The organism is Prevotella melaninogenica (assembly GCF_013267595.1).
Taxonomy (GTDB): domain Bacteria; phylum Bacteroidota; class Bacteroidia; order Bacteroidales; family Bacteroidaceae; genus Prevotella; species Prevotella melaninogenica_D.
In genome coordinates this window covers 1,357,390-1,378,538 of record NZ_CP054010.1, presented here as the reverse complement: position 1 = coordinate 1,378,538, position 21,149 = coordinate 1,357,390, and the positions used below count along the sequence as shown (strand labels likewise).

The 21,149-nt window shown below is 42.1% G+C and carries 13 protein-coding genes; 9 read left to right on the top strand and 4 right to left on the bottom strand.

The features are described from left to right. Positions 1-73: 73 nt before the first annotated feature. Both hemW and FIU21_RS05120 read left to right on the top strand, forming a co-directional pair. A complete protein-coding gene (hemW, locus tag FIU21_RS05125; protein ID WP_004360257.1) occupies positions 74-1,342 on the top strand; it encodes a radical SAM family heme chaperone HemW in 1,269 nt (422 codons plus the stop codon). A 56-nt stretch (positions 1,343-1,398) separates the two neighbouring features. Beyond that, on the top strand, positions 1,399-1,725 hold the full coding sequence (locus FIU21_RS05120) for a hypothetical protein (RefSeq protein WP_004360258.1): 327 nt from the start codon (positions 1,399-1,401) through the stop codon (positions 1,723-1,725). Positions 1,726-2,339: 614 nt separating this feature from the next. Here FIU21_RS05120 and FIU21_RS05115 read toward each other — a convergent pair. Further along, positions 2,340-3,560: a uracil-xanthine permease family protein gene (locus FIU21_RS05115; protein WP_004360259.1), complete on the bottom strand. Its 1,221-nt coding sequence runs from the start codon at positions 3,558-3,560 to the stop codon at positions 2,340-2,342. Between the two features lie 202 nt (positions 3,561-3,762). Here FIU21_RS05115 and FIU21_RS05110 point away from each other — a divergent pair, with 202 nt between their 5' ends. From FIU21_RS05110 to FIU21_RS05080, 7 genes are all read left to right on the top strand, one after another. Further along, positions 3,763-5,067: a serpin family protein gene (locus FIU21_RS05110; protein WP_004360260.1), complete on the top strand. Its 1,305-nt coding sequence runs from the start codon at positions 3,763-3,765 to the stop codon at positions 5,065-5,067. Positions 5,068-5,846: 779 nt separating this feature from the next. Then, positions 5,847-7,847: an ABC-F family ATP-binding cassette domain-containing protein gene (locus FIU21_RS05105; RefSeq protein WP_004360261.1), complete on the top strand. Its 2,001-nt coding sequence runs from the start codon at positions 5,847-5,849 to the stop codon at positions 7,845-7,847. A gap of 226 nt (positions 7,848-8,073) precedes the next feature. Beyond that, entirely contained in the window at positions 8,074-10,107 is a 2,034-nt protein-coding gene (locus FIU21_RS05100; RefSeq protein ID WP_004360262.1) for a M13 family metallopeptidase, read from the top strand. Between the two features lie 367 nt (positions 10,108-10,474). Beyond that, positions 10,475-11,362 carry a homoserine O-succinyltransferase gene (locus tag FIU21_RS05095; RefSeq protein WP_004360263.1) on the top strand — a complete coding sequence of 296 codons (888 nt, stop codon included), beginning with the start codon at positions 10,475-10,477 and terminating at the stop codon, positions 11,360-11,362. Between the two features lie 144 nt (positions 11,363-11,506). Next, the gene (locus FIU21_RS05090; RefSeq protein ID WP_036886265.1) at positions 11,507-13,645 is read left to right on the top strand and encodes a peptidase U32 family protein; all 2,139 of its coding nucleotides are present in this window, start codon (positions 11,507-11,509) and stop codon (positions 13,643-13,645) included. Positions 13,646-13,674: 29 nt separating this feature from the next. Beyond that, positions 13,675-14,841 carry a zinc ribbon domain-containing protein gene (locus tag FIU21_RS05085; protein ID WP_231291332.1) on the top strand — a complete coding sequence of 389 codons (1,167 nt, stop codon included), beginning with the start codon at positions 13,675-13,677 and terminating at the stop codon, positions 14,839-14,841. A 491-nt stretch (positions 14,842-15,332) separates the two neighbouring features. Continuing rightward, positions 15,333-17,828, top strand: a complete 2,496-nt coding sequence (locus FIU21_RS05080) for a TonB-dependent receptor (protein WP_036886268.1) — start codon at positions 15,333-15,335, stop codon at positions 17,826-17,828. Positions 17,829-18,258: 430 nt separating this feature from the next. Here the strand turns inward: FIU21_RS05080 and FIU21_RS05075 are convergent, their stop codons facing one another. The 3 genes from FIU21_RS05075 to FIU21_RS05065 form a co-directional block, all read right to left on the bottom strand. Next, positions 18,259-18,705: a NanQ anomerase/TabA/YiaL family protein gene (locus tag FIU21_RS05075; protein ID WP_004360267.1), complete on the bottom strand. Its 447-nt coding sequence runs from the start codon at positions 18,703-18,705 to the stop codon at positions 18,259-18,261. 151 nt (positions 18,706-18,856) lie between these two features. Continuing rightward, the gene (locus FIU21_RS05070; protein WP_172891309.1) at positions 18,857-20,089 is read right to left on the bottom strand and encodes an IS4 family transposase; all 1,233 of its coding nucleotides are present in this window, start codon (positions 20,087-20,089) and stop codon (positions 18,857-18,859) included. A 336-nt stretch (positions 20,090-20,425) separates the two neighbouring features. Beyond that, the gene (locus tag FIU21_RS05065) at positions 20,426-21,127 is read right to left on the bottom strand and encodes a hypothetical protein (protein WP_004360268.1); all 702 of its coding nucleotides are present in this window, start codon (positions 21,125-21,127) and stop codon (positions 20,426-20,428) included. Positions 21,128-21,149 lie beyond the last annotated feature (22 nt).

The window sequence follows — 21,149 nt, the reverse complement described above, 5'->3', positions numbered from 1 at the left end:
TTTTAAAACTTATTAGTACATTTGCATTACTTCTTGTAAGGCATACATTAATATATACGCATATACACTTATCATGTTAGGATTATACATTCACATACCTTTCTGCGCCAGTCGCTGCATTTACTGTGGCTTCTATTCTACTGTGCCTACCAAGAAGAAGGACGAAAGGCTTTCTATAGAAGAACGCTATGTGAATGCTATCTGCCATGAGATGGAACTGCGTGCGGAGAAGAACAGCGACAGCTCTGGTGAAAGAATAGGCGGTTTGTCAACAATCTATTTGGGTGGTGGCACTCCTTCACAGCTTTCTTTTGAGAGTCTACAGAAGATATTCCAGACGGTAGACAAGGTATATCACATTGGTTTAGAATGGGATATAGCGAACAACACTTGTACCACAGCGACTCCTATCGAAGTCACAATGGAGTGTAATCCAGATGATGTAACGGAAGAGTTTGCACAGAACTTGCGTTCTCTTCCTATCAATCGTATCTCTATGGGAGCGCAGACTTTCTCAGATGAACGCTTACGCTTCCTACATCGTAGACATACAGCTGACGAGGTAGAAACTGCTGTCAAGCGTCTTAGAAGTGTAAATATCAAGAACATATCAGTAGACCTTATGTTTGGCTTTCCCAATGAGACACTTGAAGAATGGAAAGAAGACATTGAGCGACTGCTTGCTTTAGACATTGAACATATCTCTGCATATAGTCTTATGTACGAAGAAGGGACTCCCCTTTATCGCCTTCTCCAAGCGGGAAAGGTCAAGGATATGGACGATGAACTTTATCGTCAGATGTACGATACACTCATCGACCGCTTAGCCGAAGCTGGTTATGAGCAATATGAGATTAGTAACTTTGCCAAGCTCAAACTTCAAAGTTCAAACTTCAAAGTTCAAACCTCAAAGTTCAATGTTCAATGTTCAAACTTCAAAGTTCAAAGTCCCTACCGTTCTCAACACAATAGTTCGTATTGGCATAATGTCCCTTATATAGGCATCGGAGCCTCTGCCCATTCCTACAGCAATGGCAAAAGGAGTTGGAATATAGCAGATACCAAGGCATATATCGCTGCTATTGAGGAAGACAGACTCCCTTGCGAGGAGGAGATAATCGATGCAGACACACATTACAATGACATGATTATGACCGCCCTTCGTACATGTGAGGGAATAGATCTCTCAACGCTCTCTGCTGAATACCATACTTATCTCATGCGCCTTGCCAAGCCTTTACAACAACAAGGTTTGTTGAAAGAGGACAATGGTTGGCTCCATCTCACCCGTGATGGCATCTATGTTAGCGACTCCGTTATGAGCGATTTAATGAAAGTATAAGCCTATCATCACAATGCATCACCACCCATCACCCATCACCCAACACCCACAACCCCATGACCAACGAAGAATTTGAAAAGAAATGGGCAGAGAATCGCAAAGAGATTCTTGCCAACAACGAAGAGTATCAGCGTATTGCCCAGAGCTATAAAGGTTCGGGCTGGATTGATTATGTCATCTTAATAGCAGGTTTTGTCATCTGCGAGAACTATACCAAGACTATTGTCAACAGTATCGTACTCCAATATCTCCTTGCCCTTGTTGGCATGATCTTGATATGGTTGGGCTATCGCCTTATCAAAAGTCTCTTCAACAGCAAGCAAACCTTAGGAGAACTCGAAGAAAAGATAAAGCAACAATACAAAGATTCTATTAGTGATTAAACCACATACATGGTATGATTACCTCCAACAAGGTGGTTTTATAAAGGGGAATAAACTACATGACAAATGTAATTAGGTGCGACGTCTATCTGTCTTTTACAAACAGTTTATTCCCATACAATTGATTTATTTGTAAACTATTTTCGTACAGTTCAAAACCAATACATGCTCTTTTGGCTTCTTAAAGACGCCCAATTGACTTGCAAAAGATGCCCTTTAAGACCCTTATTAACGCCCTTTTGAAGTCCAATTAAGAACCTTTTATTTTACTGCTTTATAACCAATTGATTTCCTGCTGGTTACAAACCAGCTTCGTATATGTATTTTTGCCGTTAGCTATAGATGTTTTCCTCGAAATTATGTAATGATTTTTCAAATCCCATCTGCATATTTTCGAAGTCTAAAAAGAGATAATTTTCAATGTCAGAGGATGATAATAGGATAGAATGTTGACTATCTTAGCCAAGTTTTTGTTTAGTGAGTAACTTTGGTTCTTCCGTTAAAGCGAAACGAAAAGCGTCCACACATTTAACGGAAGAACCATGAATAGGACTTATAGATTAATCATAATTATGAATTATAGATTATGAATTTTGAATTAAAACCAATCATAATTATGAATTACCCTCGCTCTTTTTCTCCTTTGCAGGTGGCAAAATAAGGTTCAAGATAACGCCCACCATAGCTGAAAGACCAATACCACTGATAGAGAAGCTACCCTTCTGCAGCACAGCACCACCAATACCCATCGTCAGTGTAATAGATATGATAATAATATTACGTGTACGATTAAGGTCAACCTTATGCTGAACAAGGTTCTGAACACCTACAGAAGCAATAGTACCAAAGAGCAATAGCATGATACCTCCTAAGACTGCAGAAGGAATACTCTGCAGAAGCGCACTCAATTTTCCGATTACTGAGAAGACAATAGCTGTTGCAGCAGCAATACGGATTACCTGAGGATGAGTCACCTTTGTAATGCTCATCGCACCAGTTACCTCACTATAAGTTGTCACTGGAGGACCGCCAAAGAAGCAAGCAGCCAAACAAGCCAAGCCATCACCTAACATTGTACGATGCAAACCTGGTGACTTCGTAAAGTCTTTCTCCGCCACAGCACTTACCACATACACATCACCGACATGCTCAATCACAGGAGCGATCGCCACAGGAATCATATAAAGGAATGGTTCCCATGCAAACTGTGGTAACTGGAAATGCGCTAATGCAGGTGGAAGAGCGAACCAAGGCGCTGCCTCTACACCTGAGAAGTTGACAATACCCATTAGGGCAGCTACGCTATAGCCCACAGCAATACCGCAAATTACAGGTACTAACTTCATCAAGCCACGACCCATAGAGAGGACTGTCACAGCCGTTCCCAATGAGATAAAGGCTATAAGCCAGTTTGTTTTCGCCATGTCTACCGCTGCCTTTGACAGAGAAAGACCAATCAAAATGATTACCGGACCGATAACAACTGGTGGGAAAAGCTTATCCAATAGTTTCTTTCCTTGCCACTTAATCAGTGCTGACATCACAAAGTAAACAAGTGCAACACCAGCTATTCCTGCCAACGTTCCAGGCATACCCCACTGCTTTGATGCAGAGATAATTGGAGTAATGAAGGCAAAGGAAGAACCCAAAAAAATAGGAACCTTACCTTTCGTAACCAAATGAAAGATAAATGTTCCTAAACCTGCTGTGAATAACGCTGTTGCTGGGTCAAGTCCCACGAGCAAAGGGACGAGAACAGTAGCACCGAAAGCAACAAAGAGGAATTGTACTCCCACTATTGTCTTTCGCATCGGCGATAGTTGTAAATTACTCATGTATAGAATGATTTTTATTGGTATTTGTCAGAGATGTATTGCTACGCATTCAATTTGCAAAATTATAAAAAATGTATGTCATTGTGGTTGAAATAAGAGAAAAAAATGACTTTTAAGTAGAAAAAGAGTTCCTTTATGTATGATAGCACATTTTTTTTGTATCTTTGAGTCATCTTTTCTAAATCTAAACAGACAAATCGCAATGATGAAAAAACTTCTATATGTCCCTATCCTACTTTTATTAGTTTGTTGCACACAATCTAAAAAAGCTCTACATATACTTGAAAATACAGCTAAGGAGGCAACAACAAGTTCACAGCTGACACTTGAAGATGCTGCTAAAAAAGCCAAACCAGATTACGTTCTGTCTGAAGAGGAGACAAAGTTCGTCTCAAGTTCAAACACGTTCAGTCTGAAGTTGTTCCAACTATTAGCCAACAAGAACAGCAAGGAGAGTATAGTTTTATCGCCCATGGCTGTCGTTTATTCATTGGACATGATTAACAACGGTGCAAACGGAAAGACACAAGAGGTCATTTCGAAGGCACTTGGCTATACGGCTGATGACCTTGATGCCATTAACTCACTTAACAGAACAATGCTGATTGGTCAGAGAAAAGAGGAGACGAATGTAAATAATGAGTTGATGGGATATATGATTACTGCCAACTTCCTAATGCTACATGAGCAAACAAAGCTATTACCCGATTTTCAAGAAGCATTAGAACACTATTATTTTACCAATATTATCGACTCTGCCAACACTCCGAAGGGCAAAGAAAGTGCTAACAAACTTTGTAAAACAATCACCAAAGGTGAGATTCAATCCTTGCCTATCAACCTTACAGGACCTCGTGCCGCACAGCTTATCAATGCCGTTACAATTAAGACGGCTTGGACCTTACCGTTCGACAAAGATATCACAAAGCCTATGCCTTTCTTCACTGAGGATGGTAAAAGCAAGCAGGTCAATATGATGAGAAACTATGATACGATGCAAAAGTATCAAGGTTATACCACAAAGGATTATCAAGTGCTGCGTATGCCTTTAGAAAACGGCTTTAGTCTATATGCTGTCCTACCTCTAAAGAAGAATAACCTGCAGGATGTCATTCGCAAGTTAACAATCAAAGAATTGCATAAAATCTCTCAAAACACCAAAGCGTATGACTATGTAAACGTACTGTTTCCACGCTTTACCATCTCTGCGAATATTCCTATGAAACAGCTTTATGGTGAAATGGGCTTAGGTAATCTATTCTCTCGTGAAGCTGATTTTGGTAAGATGAGTACTCAACCACTTGCTGTTGACGATGTTTTCCAGCAAATAAACATGAATATTAACGAGGAAGGAATCAGTGCAAAAGCCATTCAAGTTATGCTATTTGCCAAATTATCAGCTATGGATAGTTCATCTACGTTCACCTTCAAGGCTGACCATCCTTTCCTTTATTACATCCTTGACAAATATAACAACATCTGTTTTATCGGGAAATATATGGGTTAAGGGTTCTTCCATTAAATACGTAGTTTGGAAATAGAAGCAAGGCTTACTCTTGCATGGTATGACTACGCTCAAATTAGATGGTCTTACAAGGGGGATAAACTACAAGGTGAAATGCAAATAGCCACGATGTCTATCCGACTTCTACCAACAACTTATTCCCACATTATGCCATTTGTAAACTATTTTCACACCCCACAACACCAATACATGCTCTTTTGGCTTCTTAAAGACGCCTAATTGACTTACTAAAGGTGCCCTTTTGAAGCCTTACTAACGCCCTTTTGAAGTCCAATTAAGCACCTTCCCCAACGCTACTTTATAACTTACAGACTCTCTGTAGATTACAAACCTACTTTTTATATGTATTTTCACCGCTATTCATAGAGGTTTTATTCGAAGTTATGTAATATTTTTTCAAAGCCTTGTCCAACTTTTGAAGTATTAAAATATTTGTCTTCATGAAAACAACTTGGCAATGATAACATTCTTGAGAAATAATATTGCTGATAATTACACAACTTCATTGCTTCTTTGTGTTATTTTTACTAACTTTGTACATTACATATAATGCAGAGAAAACATAGGTTTAAACTGACATTGTCATTAGAACCTATACATATTGTGGTCTGACAAGCGATTTGGCTTAAATAAACCTAAGATATGGTTTGTGAGGAGTTTAAAATAGTTCTTTATCCTTTAATATAAGGCTGTTTGGGAACTTTCTTATTCAAAAATAAAATATTATCTTTGCAAAGAACATTTAGGAAAGAAAAAAGAAAATGATATCAATAGACGGACTGACGGTGGAATTCGGCGTGAAGCCATTGTTTAAGGATGTTTCATTCGTCATCAATGAACGAGACAGGATAGCCTTAGTGGGAAAGAACGGAGCGGGAAAGTCAACGATGCTGAAGATTCTCTGTGGAATGCAGAAGCCTACGAGCGGCGTTGTGTCTGTACCAAACGATACAACAATCGGTTATCTACCACAGGTGATGAAGCTCTCTGACGATACGACCGTGAAGGAGGAGACGCGTAAGGCTTTCGCTGACAAGACGAAGATTGAGGAGAGGCTCAAGAAGATGGAGCAGGAAATGGCTGAGCGAACTGACTATGAGAGTGAGGGATACGCTGAGTTGGTGGAGCGCTTTACGACTGAGCACGAACGATATATGATGATGGGAGGAGAGAATTATGAGGCTGAGATTGAGCGTACACTAACGGGTCTCGGCTTCAGCCGTGATGACTTCGAGCGCCCTACACGTGAGTTCTCTGGCGGATGGCGTATGCGTATCGAGCTGGCGAAGATTCTTCTCCGTCGTCCTGATGTACTCTTGCTGGATGAGCCAACGAACCACCTTGACATTGAGTCAATCCAATGGCTGGAACAGTTCCTCTCACAGAGCGCCAAGGCGGTTGTACTTGTGAGCCACGACCGTGCGTTCGTCAACAACGTCACAAACCGTACGCTGGAGATAACCTGTGGACACGTGGAGGACTATCGTGTGAAGTATGACGAGTATCTTGTCCTCAGAAAAGAACGTCGTGAGCAGCAGCTCCGTGCGTATGAGAACCAACAGAAGGAGATTGCCGATACAAAGGCGTTCATTGAACGTTTCCGTTATCAGGCTACGAAAGCCGTACAGGTGCAGCAACGTATTCGCCAGTTGGAGAAGATTGTGCCTATTGAGGTGGACGAGGTGGACAATTCGGCTATGCGTCTGAAGTTTCCTCCATGCCTGCGCAGTGGAGATTATCCAGTCATTGCAGAGGGATTGGGGAAGACTTATCCAAGTAGACTACATAGTGACGGACCGGGTCAGACGGTCTTTGAGGGTGTCGACCTTATTATTAAGCGAGGTGAGAAAGTGGCTTTCGTCGGTAAGAACGGTGAGGGAAAGTCTACCTTCGTGAAGTGTATCATGGGCGAGATTCCTTTTGATGGTACGCTGAAGATTGGTCATAACGTACAGATAGGTTATTTCGCACAGAATCAGGCACAGCTGTTAGACGAGAATCTTACCATCTACGAGACCATCGACAGGGTAGCCACAGGCGATATGCGCTTGAGGATAAACGACTTGCTCGGTGCCTTTATGTTCGGTGGAGAGACGTCGGAGAAGTATGTCAAAGTACTTTCGGGAGGTGAGCGTTCACGCTTAGCGATGATAAAACTCCTGCTCGAACCAGTGAATCTTCTTATCCTCGATGAGCCAACGAACCACCTCGATATCGCTTCAAAAGAAGTATTGAAAGAGGCTATCAAAGCCTTTGACGGTACGGCAATCATCGTGAGTCACGACCGTGAGTTTCTCGATGGGTTGGTAAGCAAGGTGTATGAGTTCGGTGGAGGGAAGGTCAGAGAGCATTTAGGGGGTATTTATGATTGGTTAAAAAGCCCCCTCCAACTCCCCCGAAAGGGGGAGAGTGCAGAGAACCTCTCACTAACATCATCAAAATCTAATAATAACCAAAATGTTTCTCCCCTCCCTTCGGAGGGGTCGGGGGAGGCTTCTGGTGAGGCTTTGTCCTACGCTGAACGCAAAGAGCGACAGAAGAAGATTCGTAAGGCTCAGCGTGCTGTGGACGAGTCTGAGGCTAAGATAGCGAAGTTGGAAGCACGTAAGAGCGAACTCGATGAACTCCTGATGGCTCCTGAGAATGCCTCAAATATGGAACTCGTGACGGAATATACCAACCTTCAGCGTGAACTCGATGAGGAAAACGAACGATGGCTCATACTGTCGGAAGAATTGGAGACTTTGAACTTTGAACATTGAACATTGAGCTTTGAACTTTAAACATTGGACATAGAACATTTGTTTTGAACATTTGCTTTGAACATTGGACATTGCCTACATCGGTAATCATAATTATGAATTATGAACTTTGAATTATGAACTTTGAATTATGAACTTTGAATTATGAACTTTGAATTATGAACTTTGAATTATGAACTTTGAATTATGAACTTTGAATTATGAATTAAACCAAATATTTTTTACTATGCGTATCAAAAAACTTTTACCAATGATGCTCCTTGCATCTGCTCCCTTTACCGCTATGGCACAGGGTCAGGCAGGTATCAAGGCAGAGAACCTCGACAAGTCGGTACGTCCGGCTGACGATTTCTTCACGTTTGCCACAGGTGGATGGCAGAAACTCAATCCACTCCCTGGTGCTTTCTCACGCTTCGGCTCGTTCGACCAGCTACAGGAGAACAACAACAAGCGTATCAACACAATCCTCACTGATCTGCTAAAGAAGCAGGGTAAAGAAGGCACAACAGAGAGAAAGTTAGGCGACTTCTATAAGCTCGCTATGGACTCAGTGCGCCGTAACAAAGAAGGTGTGAGTCCTGTTAAGCCTCTGCTCAACGAGATGGAGAATGCAAAGAGTCTGTCTGACCTTCGTAGCCTTCAGCTGAAGTATGCAAGCTTCGGCTATGGTGTGCCAATGGGCTATTCCTTTGAGGCTGACGAGAAGAATGCGAAGATGAACATCCTCCTTATCTATCAGGACGGACTGAGCCTCGGACAAAAGGAGTACTATCTTGATAATGATAAGGCTACGACAGACATCCGTAATGCCTTCCGCCAGTTCATTGCTAATATGTTCCGCCTCTACGGATTCTCTGATGCTCAGGCAGAGGCTAAGCGTGATGCAGTGATGCGTTATGAGACAATGTTGGCTTTGATATCAAAGAGCCGTACGGAGTTGCGTGACGTTGAGGCCAACTATAATAAGATGACGCTCGCTGAGTTTAAGGAGAAGTATCCTAATATCCCACTTGAGCAGTTGGCAAACGCTGAAGGGATTAAGAGCGAGTATATCCAGACAATGGTTGTATGTCAGCCAGCCTTCCTTGCAGGTGTTGACAAACTGACATCTACAGAGACTGCTGAGGAACTCCGTGCACGTATGGAATGGAACGCAATCCTTGCTTCAGCTAACTATCTGAGTGATGATGTGCGTGCGGAATACTTCAACTTCTTCAGTAAGACGATGCGTGGTACAAAGGAAGACTATCCTCGTTGGAAGCGTGCTACACAGCAGGTGGAGAAGCAGATGGGTGAGGCGCTCGGCAGAATCTACTGTGAGCGTTACTTCCCAGCCACAAGCAAGAAGCGTATGGAAGACCTCATCAAGAACCTTGAGGTGAGTCTTGCTGAACGTATCAAGGCTCAGGACTGGATGAGTGAGGCTACTAAGAAGGCTGCACTTGAGAAACTCTCTACCTTCTATGTGAAGGTGGGCTACCCTAACAAATGGAAGGACTTGAGCCAGCTTACTATTGACCCTTCAAAGTCATATTATGAGAACGTGCTGACCTGTCAGAAGTTCTGGGCAGAGGATGCTATCAAGGAGAAGGCTGGTAAACCAGTAGACAAGGATAAGTGGCTGATGACTCCTCAGACAGTGAATGCTTATTATAATCCTACGACAAATGAAATCTGCTTCCCTGCAGGTATCCTTCAGTATCCATTCTTCGATCCTAAGGCTGATGATGCCTTTAACTATGGTGCCATCGGTGTGGTAATCGGTCATGAGATGACACATGGATTCGATGACCAGGGACGCCATTATGACAAGGATGGTAATATGACAGACTGGTGGACTGAAGAGGATGGTAAAAACTTCGAGGCTCGTACGGGTAAGTATGCTGACTTCTTCAGTGCTATCAAGGTATTGCCTGATCTCAATGCAAATGGTAAACTCACATTGGGTGAGAACCTTGCTGACCACGGTGGTCTTGAGGTGGCTTTCAATGCTTTTGAGAAGACACCAGAGGCAAAGAAGGGCAAGGTCATTATGGGCTTTACTCCAGAACAGCGTTTCTTCATCGCTTATGCAGGCGTATGGGCAAACAATATCACTGAGGCTGAAATCCGCAGTCGTGTGAAGAGCGATCCTCACTCTCTTGGCGAGTGGCGTGTGAATGGTGCTCTGCCTCATATTAATGCGTGGTATAAGGCATTCGGTGTGAAGGAGGGTGATAAACTCTTTATCCCAGAGAATGAGCGTCTGAAGCTTTGGTAAATGATGGGTGTTGGGTGATGAGTGTTGGGTGTTAGGTGTTGAGGGATTGACTCTTAGCTGATTATTACACCTATCTTCAATATTGCCCGTACCACTAAATCTATAAAATTAAAGGCTCACGGCTAAGCATTTCTTTCAGATTCGATGCTGATAGAAATGTTTAGAGTGAGCCTTTTGTGTTTATTTTGTTATAGGTTTATCGTGTCGGTTAGGATATGTGTGTACCTTATCCTATTTCTATTCATACTTTTATATAGGTAAGCCTTGTAGAATCTGTTATTAATTACTATCTTTGTAACCTATTTAAAGGAGAGAAAAAGAAGGATCGTATGCTTGTATGACCCTATAAAGATAAAGAAAACAGGATATGCCATTAAGATTGCCCGAGGGACTTCCCGCTATTGATATACTGAAGCGTGAGAATATCAACATAGAAGATATGCTTGCTAAAGAGGATGATAAGCGTCCACTCCGCATTGTCATACTCAATCTTATGCCATTCAAAGCTACGACTGAGACTGATTTCATACGTATTCTTTCCAATAGTCCGCTATTGTTAGATATCAACTTTATGAAGCTCAAAAGTCATGCTTCTAAGCATACACCTGCAGAACATATTGACCGTTTCTATCATACGCTTGAAGAACTCAGTGAGGAGAAGATTGATGGTTTGATAGTCACCGGCGCCCCTGTCGAGGGAATACCTTTCGAGGAGGTAGACTATTGGACAGAGCTACAGGAGATATTCAATTGGGCACGTGAGAATGTACGTTCAACGCTTTACATCTGTTGGGCAGCACAGGCAGGGCTCTATCATTTCTATGATATTCCAAAATATCCTTTGCCTAAGAAGATGTTTGGTATCTTCCCTACGATTCCTTTAAAACCCGAACAGCCTCTCTTCCGTGGCTTTGATGATGTCTTCCGTATGCCTCAGAGCCGTCATACAGAGGTAAGACGTGAGGACATTAAGCGGGTTGACGACCTTGAAGTTATTGCTGAATCGGAGGAGAGTGGAGTGTCTATCGTAAGGTCACGCAGTAGACGTGAGTTCTTTATCACTGGTCATTTGGAGTATGCCCCCAACACACTCGACACAGAATATCACCGTGACCTTGGTAAGCGTGACGATGTTGAAGTGCCAAAGTATTATTATCGTGAGGATAATCCAGATAAAGGTCCGCTTGTCACTTGGCGTTCACACGCTAATCTACTGTTTATGAATTGGGTGAGTTGGGTGTTAGATAGTGAATGATAGGTGATGATGAATGGTTGTTTTACTTAGCATCTATCACTCAAACAAAATGTAATCATCATCACCCAACAATTAACACTCATCACTCACCATCCTATAAACACTTCATCATCACCCAACAATTAACACCCATCACCCAACAATATGCAATCATCAACACCCAACACCCAACACCCGTCACCCAACACAATCGAACTCCTTGCCCCAGCCAAGAACCTCGAATGTGGAATGGCAGCTATTGAACACGGAGCTGATGCCGTATATATCGGTGCTTCCCGATTCGGAGCACGTCAGTCTGCAGGTAATAGTGTGGAGGATATCAGCAAGCTATGCGAGTATGCTCACCGTTATGGTGCCACGGTTCACGTGACTATTAATACGATTATCTATAACGATGAGTTTGAAGATACACTTACTTTGGTACGTGAATTGGTGGACGTTGGTGTAGATGCCTTCCTCCTACAGGATATGGGTTTGATGAGTAAGGTAAGGGAGATAGTGCCTGATACGGTAGCTCTCCACGCCAGTACACAATGTGATACACGCACATGGGAGAAGGCTCTATGGCTGAGTCAGCAGGGTTTTGACCGTGTCGTACTTGCTCGCGAACTGTCTGCTGAAGAGATAAATAATATTCATAAGCGTTTACCGGAACTTGAGTTGGAAGCCTTTGTACATGGAGCTTTGTGCGTTAGTTACAGTGGTGTATGTTATGTATCACAGTATAGTTTTGGGCGATCAGCCAATCGTGGTGCGTGTGCACAGTTCTGTCGATTGGCGTTTGATTTGAAAGATTCAGACGGAAAGACCATCGAACACCAGCGCCATCTTCTCTCATTGAAGGATATGAGTCAGATTGATAACCTCGAAACGCTTATGCGTTCGGGGGCTTGTGCCTTTAAGATAGAGGGAAGATTGAAGGATATCAACTATGTGAAGAATGTCGTTTCGGCTTATAGTAAGCGCATTGACGAGATTATCAGTAAGCATCCAGGCGAGTTCCGTCGTGCTTCTTTGGGACGTGTGCGCTATTCGTTTACACCCGATTTGAAGAAGACTTTCAACCGTGGTTATACGAATTACTTCCTCAAGGGTAGACAGGCAGATATCTTCTCACCCGATACCCCTAAGGCATTGGGCGAGTTTGTTGGTCGGGTAAAGGAGATAAGACGAGATAGTTTTAATGTGTCAAGTACTGCAAACTTTGCGAATGGTGACGGATTATGTTTCCTCTCACGTGACGCTGACAGTCAGTCGACACGCTTGGAAGGATTCCGTGTTAACCGTGCCGTTGGTAATAGGCTCTATCCTTTTAAGATGCCAAGAGGATTAAAGCCGGGTATGGGACTGTATCGTAATCAGGACCAAGCATTTGATAAGGAGTTGAGTGGTAAGACTGCTGAACGTAAGATTGCGATTAAGATTTGGTTTGGAGCCTCCCCCGACCCCTCCAAAGGAGAGGAGTGCCTAACGGATAGTCGTGGGACAATATGGGCAAAAGCAGAGGTGATAGATGATAGGATTAACCATATCTATCATAAATCGGAATCTAATGAATGTTCACAAGATTCTTCATCCACTTATAATTTTCACCAACGAATATCCAACGAACATCCCGTTAGGCTCTCCCCTTCCCTTGGAGGGGCTGGGGAAGGTCTTCAACTTGCCCAAAAGCCTCAACGTGATAACATCATACGTCAGCTCACTAAATTGGGCAATACGGTATATGAATGTTCTGAGGTAGAGATAGTTGACGGGGCTGACAAGTACTTCATCCCAAGCAGTATTCTTGCCGAACTTCGTCGTATGATGGTAGAGGAACTTGACAAACAGATACTGAATATGCAGCGTGTAACAATTCATCGGAAATCGGTGGATAAGGTGTCTGACCATAAACTACATATATTGATGGTGAATCCATCCCAATATCAGCAGTTACCTTATCTGTATAACATCTCCAATGATGCTGCCCGCAAGTTCTATGAACAGCAGGGATTACCCAAAGCAGAACCTGCTTTTGAGATTCAATATCCTACAGGTGCAACCAATGGTTCTGACTCATCAAACAAGGCATTCTCCATCAAGGGAGATAAAGAAGCGGTTTCTCACTTGTTAATGCAGTGCCGTCATTGCATCCGTTATTCACTCGGCTATTGTGTGAAACGTGGTGGACAGAAACCTACTTGGCGTGAACCGCTCTTCCTCGAACTCCCTGATAAGCGTCGTTTCCGCTTAGAATTCGACTGTAAGAACTGTCAGATGAATGTGTGCAACGTTACGTAATTGAAAATCATAACCCATAGTTTATCATCATGATTACGAATAAATGGAATCCCGAGGGAAAAGAACCTGCGCAGACTTCAATAACAAAGAAGACTAACAGCTGTGCTGGGCTACGCTGCGGTATCGTTGGAGGAATCCTCCTCTTACTACTTAGCTTCTTATTTACAGGTTGTTATCATAAGAAGACTCCTTCGTCTTTCCGCTTACCTGATAGTATTCAAGAGGCACAGATTTCTCGGCGAATAGAAGCAGAAGGCGACTCCATTTTGAAGGATAATGACAGTGATGACATAGAATGGAGTGGCACGCGAAGCAAGGTAGACTCCCTGGCTTTTCGTGTAAAACACCATTATTCGCAAGGATTTAACTTTATTGTAACGGCAGATTCATTGATGCTTCTTCGTCAACAACCAGAAGAGGCTGTAAACAAGATGGAAACAGATTCCTTCGCTGTGAAGAACGGAAAGGAAGTTGTTGTGGCTGATATTCGTATTCTTCCCATTGACAAGCAGGATTCTGTTTGGGTGCAGATTGCAACGGAAGACTATGCCTTTGGCTGGATTCATGAGTCTCGTTTGTTGAAACAAGTTGATCCAGCTGACCCTATTTCACAGTTTATCTCTACATTCTCGAACATTCACTTACTAATATTCTTGATTGTTATCTCAATCATGGGTGTAGGTTATTTGGCACGTAAGATATTGAAGAAGAACGCACATATCGTACACTTTAATGATATTAGTTCGTTCTATCCCACGCTGTTAGCCGTCATCGTGGCGCTTTCTGCAGCCTTCTATGCAAGCATTCAGCTCTTTGCCCCCGAGACATGGCGTGAGTTCTACTTCCACCCCTCTCTTAATCCCTTCTCACAACCCATATTACTCAATATCTTCTTAGTTCTTGTCTGGGCTATGCTCATCATCGGTATTGCTACGATTGACGATGTACGAAGACTTCTGAAGTCAGGAGAAGCCCTACTCTATCTTAGTGGTTTAGGTGCAGTATGTGCTGTGAATTACATCATTTTTTCTGTACTCACTTTATATTATATAGGCTATCCACTTCTCATTGCCTATATCTATTATGCCTTCCGCATCTATCTATGCAAGAGCAGCGAGACTTATTACTGTGGAAACTGTGGCGTACGCCTTCATAGAAAAGGAAGATGTCCACACTGTGGAGCTGTAAATGAGTAATAAAAAGTACGCGTTAGATAGAACTTTCAACAGACTTTACATCGGAAACAGACCTCCAGTAGTTTAGAATTTTATTTACATTTCGATAGCCGTTTTTACCTTATTCTTAGGGTAAAAACGGCTATTTTTATTTCCATTATAAGTAGCAAGCAATCAGATAGTTACAAAACAGCAAAGTAAAAGGTGCCTAATTAGACTTCAAAAGGGCGTTAGTAAGGATTCAATAGAGCGTCTTTAAGAAGCCTAAAGGGCATCTCTTTGAGCCCAATTCATCATGTATTGATTTTTACATAATGATAAAATCCTGACACATTTATAAGTGGTAGCTGATAGAATAAGTCCTTTCTTCATTCTAATCCAGTCCAACTTATATGGCTGTATCTCAACAGAATATTTGTAATATTCCTAATAAATTAGGATTGTTTATTATATTTTTTATGCTTACCTTTGTCATCATTAACGATTTATAAAAACATTAGAAATAAGATTATATGATTAAGTCTAAACTTAGTATTGCCCTTTTAATGGCGTCATCTTTACCGATAGGAATGCAAGCTAACAACATTATCGAAAGCGGAGATACTTCTCGCGTCTATGATATTGACGAAGTTGTCGTCATAGACCAACCAAAGGAGGCTTTCCGTCTGCGCCAGCAACCATTGAGCAGCACTTCTTTCAATGGTGATTTGATTCGTAGCCTCAATGTGCAGGATGTTCGTAATCTCTCTGTGTTTGTCCCATCATTCTCTATGCCTGAGTACGGAAGCCGTTACACATCTTCTATATATATGCGCGGTATCGGCTCACGTGTCTACTCACCAGCCGTGGGTATTTATGTAGATGGTATGCCAATCTTAAGCAAGAGTGCGTTTAATTTCCACACATACGATATCGACCGCATCGACGTTCTACATGGTCCGCAGGGTACACTTTATGGTATGAATACCGAAGGTGGACTGATTCGACTCTATAGTCGTAACCCTTTCCAATATCAAGGGACGGATGTAAAACTCTCTATTGGTTCGAAACTGCATCGTCAGATTGAGGCAAGTCATTATGAGAAACTGAATGATAAGATGGCATTCTCGGTAGCTGGCTTCTATGGAGGGCAAAATGGATTCTTCCGTAATCAGTATGATGGCTCACATGCCGACCTTATCAATGAGTTTGGTGGTAAGGGACGTTTCCTTTGGCGTCCAACAGACAGACTTAACTTTGACTTCATTGCTGACTATCAATATACTCGACAGAATGGCTTTCCATATGGTCAGGTGGTGACGGAAGACGAACTATCTTCTGCCACAATCACCTCACCACTTTATGGATTGAAGGTTGGTACGCAATCGCCTAACCAAAATCGTCAAGGCAATTACCGCCGTAATATCATCAGTACAGGGCTGGGTATTAAATATGCAGGAAACGGATTTGATATCAATTCGATGACTTCTTGGCAGTTCCTCCGTGACTATATGCTCATGGATATAGACTATCGTCCGCAGGACTTCATGCACCTTACACAGCGTCAATTAGGGAATACGGTGACAGAGGAACTTTCTATCAAGAGCCGTAATAATAGCAAGTGGTATTGGACCTTCGGTGCTTTTGGTTCTTATCAGTGGTTGAAGACAACGGCTCCTGTTTATTTCGACCAAGACATGAACAGCTACCTGTCTAAGAAGATTACCGACTATGCTTATAACGGTATGCTCAATGCGATGGCAAGGGGTATGGCACAGAGATTGATTGCAGGTGGAATGTCAGAGGAACTTGCCAATAAAACAGCACGTGCAAGCACGGCTGCAGCTATTGCTGCGGCAGGTGGAGTCAACATAAATATGACAATGGACCCTGTTCCGGGTGTCTTCCGTACGCCAACCCTCAACTTAGGTGTTTACCATGAGAGTAATATTGAACTTTCTGATCGCTTGATGGCGACTTTGGGGTTGCGCTATGATTATTCGCGCGTAAGCATTGACTATGAGACATCTGCACGTGTAGCATTGCAGGAAAGTGTGATGGGCATAACCATTAATCCTGTTATTACTTCAGCATTAAAGCATAGTGAGCATGATAATTTCAAACAGTTCCTTCCAAAACTTGGTTTGACTTATCGTCTTCAGGATGGTAGCAATGTCTATGCGACATGGTCAAAGGGCTATCGTGCAGGCGGTTATAACTTCGAGATGTTCTCTGATGTACTTCAGACTGAGACCTCACAAGCTGCCAATAAGGCACGTGCTGATGTGGATATTGCACATGATGAAGCTTACTATGAGCGCATTGCAAAGACAATCGAATATAAGCCAGAGACAAGCTGGAACTATGAGGTGGGAGCGCATCTCAATCTCTTAAACAACCAACTTCATCTTGACCTTGCTGCTTATTATATGCAGATTCGCAATCAGCAACTCTCTGTAATGGCTGGCAACTATGGTTTCGGACGTGTGATGACAAATGCAGGCCACAGTCATTCTTGTGGTTTGGAGGCAACACTCCGTGGTGTAGCCTTGGACAATAAACTATCATATGGTCTTAGCTATGGCTTTACAAGTGCTCAGTTTGATGAGTATAAGGACTCTATCGCTGGAGTAGGAACAGTTAATTATAAGGATAAGCGTGTTCCTTTCGTGCCACAGCATACACTGGGTGCCAATACTGATTACAGTATAGACGTTGATCCTGCAGCCTTGCTCGACCCATCAAATCGTTTCCATTTGCGTAGTGTCACAGTGGGACTCAACCTCTCTGCGCAGGGTAAGACCTACTGGGATGAACAGAACTCTATCGGTCAGAACTTCTATGCTGTCTTAGGTGCTCATGCCGATGCAGACTTTGGTCTGCTGCATGTCAACCTATGGGTGCGTAATCTGACAGATACGAAATACAACAGTTTTGCTGTTCAGAGTGCTGCTACTGGTACACGCTACACCTTTGCTCAGATGGGTAATCCATTCCAAATGGGTGTAGACTTTAGGGTGCATTTCTAATGAGAAAAAACCTCCCCCGACCCCTCCGAAAGGAGGGGAGGCAAATAGGACAAGGCTTGAAATAGGCTATTAAGATTTCAATCCTTGTTTTTGTAAAATCAAATAGGCAGGTTATAGATGTAAGGCATTAGCTCGTAACCAATTTATATAAAAGTAATTGACCTACAACTAAAGTACGAAGATTCACTCACTTTAGTTGTAGGTCAATTGTTTTTATTGCCAATATAAACCCTCCCAAACGTCAATTCGCTCTTATACTAATATCATATAAAGATGTGGTTAAGCCTCAACACCAAATGTGCTGAGCATTCGCACCAAGTGTGCTGGTCCTTAGCACCACATGTACGCAGCGTACATCCTTTTGAACTCCCCTCCCATTACTTCCCTTCGGTCAGTGACCTTCGGTTCGGAGGGGTTGGGGGAGGCTCCCCTACACCCTAATCTTCCCCACTAACTTTCTTTGTTTCCCTTCTCCAATGATAGGTGCATGGGCATCCTCTGGGAAGAAGATGGTGAATTGCCCTGGCTTAACATGGAAGTATTCCTTTGCTCCTTGTGTATAAAAGCCGCAATCTCGCTCAGGATTATAGGCAATATCAGGCTCATCTAAGTCAGATAAAGCTGTCCAGCCCATTGTCTCATCCTGTAATAAGGGTACTTGAATATCAATATAGTTCTTGTGGAACTCTAATCGTTGCGCTTCTTTACGCTTCAGTTCTACTTCGTCTAAATTGATGAAGAGGCCGTCAGCATCGAGGGTTATGCGTCCTGCTTCTTGTTGGCTGAAATCATGTTGGAGTATATACTCCAGCATTTCCTTCATTCTTGGATGTAAGCCGTAGTAGCGATGGCATGCGCTTAAATCTGCTATTATCATGTTCTTGGATTTACTAAATGTTATAGAAAACTGCTGCAAACATACGTATTTATTTTTATTGCTGTCCGATAAAACCTCCATATACTGCAATATCCTCTCTCAATCCTGCTGAAATAGGCATGATTAGTTCTAATTTCAAATTCCAAGCCCCCTAGAATAATGACAACTCTTCTGGTGGGGCTTTTACTTGGGTAATCAATCTATCCCAGTCTCTATGTGGCTGCTCAAAGAAACTTTGTATTGCGACATAACTCATAAGTAAAATTCTTATCATTGTTGCCAAGCCTGAGAAGCTCCAAGGTCTCTTTATTTTGTTCTTCACTAGGGTTATAAGCAGATTGGCTATAAGCGTAATCCATATTTGTATTTTTATAGCATTCGCACTCTCTCCATAGAAGTATCTTAGCGGGAAATTCTGTTTTATTTGTTTAAATAAGGTTTCTATTTGCCATCGTCTCTTATAGATAGCTATAATATCTTCTGCCGACATCTGAAAATCATTGGTCAGCAGTGATATGAATCTGATTTTCCCTTTCTTGGTCTTATCCTGATATGTGATTTTTCTTGCTTTATGGTAAATATCTTTTTCCTTTGTATGCTTATGGAAGAGAATGGTTTCTACGCGTACAACTCCATAATCTGTAGTCATCTGGTAATCCGTATCAGCAATCCTTTCAAAGCTAAGATTATTTTTCATCTTAGTTACATATATAACGCCTCTTTGAGTCAGTTCAGAGAACTTTTCATAGTTTATATAGGCTCTGTCAAAAGCAATCAGTTCCTCATTGGCGTATCGTTCTGGGATAAGTGCAAATTGATCATGACTAGCTGCAGATGTGAACTTGATATCGCTTGGAACATTCTCATTGGCAAATATCTCTGTATGTACTTTTATTCCACCCTTCTTCTTACCAGTTTTGGGATTACGTCCTACTCCTTTAAAGACCAGGTTAGAAAACAGACTGATTGTCGTAGAATCTATTATCTTTAGATTCTTCAGCCATTTGGGCTGTCCACAATTTCGGCTGTCCGAGTAAAGTTCATGGCGATATTTCTCATATAAGTTCATATAGATCGAACCGAATATCTCGGAATCTCGGCGTTTGTTTGCATCTGACAAGGTACTTCGACAAGGAAAATGCTTTAAACCAAGATGATTAAAGCGATTAACATTAGCAAAGAGAGAGGCCTTTATCTCACGCAGAGAGTCTAAACGCATCATTACTGCATAAAGCATGACGACAAGATGATGCCATGCATCAAACTTCTTTATATAGTGTTCACCTCCCTGAGCTTGGCTCAGAGAGAGAATTTTATCACGATTAAAATAGTTTAACAGTTGAACATATAGTGGCTGTCCGATAAAATGTGTACTTTTGTTCATCTTATTTCATTGTTTTATTTTGACAACTACAAAGGAAATAAGAAGGGCTGAATGTGCAAAACAATCAGCCCGTTTTTTTTATTATTCTGAATTAAAAAGATATGAACGCAAAAAAAGTTTTATCGGACACCAATAATTTATTTTCTGAAAACAAAGAATTAGCCTGCAAATAACGTGTATCTGAGAAATGAAAAAGGGGTACACAGAGCGTGTACCCCCTTTTGATAGGATATCTACAGATAGACGTCTTATCTTTGTGTGACGTCGTCTGACAAGTTTTATTGGTTGTAGCAGAGCTCAAGCGAATAAAATTCCGTCTTGCTTACTTACCCCTTACTACTTTTCCCAGCCATTCTTAGCGTACTTAGGATTGACAGAGAACTCCCCTGCCCCTACATCAAGGTCTCCGCTGTTCGGCACTCGGTATTGCCCCCATGCACATGGTTTAGACTTTTTTGTCTTGTTACTTTTCCATGTTCCTGCATATTGGTTGTTACAATAGGAGTCCGAATGACTATCAATATCATCATAAACGAACTTACCATCATTGGTTTCGTACCAATAGAACAGCAGATAACCAGTGAAGACACCGCTTCCCGTTTGGCTGGCTTCTTCTTCTAAATTATATTTCGCAATACTACACCCACGACGCGTGAACTGACCCTTCATAGAGTCGTCTACACCATACGTAGGATGTGTAAATTCCCTATTCTCAACGATATCAATGGTTCCACGGAAGTCACAACGATTGTTCTTGACAATGGTAATGCCGCTGACATCATATTGATTATCATCTATTCGTTGTACTTTTTGAAGGTCTATCGAGAACTTCTGATAGTCCGTTCCAATATAACCAATGTAAGGAACGCTCTTGTCAGACAATATATTTGAGAAGTCTGTCTCAGCACTTGTATTCTTACTATCACTTACCATAGAAAGAATCCACTTTGGAACATTAGCCTCCGCCTTCTTTTCTTGACAACTCGTGAAAGGTAATACAACCAAGAGTAGTGCTAAGTAATTAAACAACTTGCTCATAATATTCTGATATAAATATGAT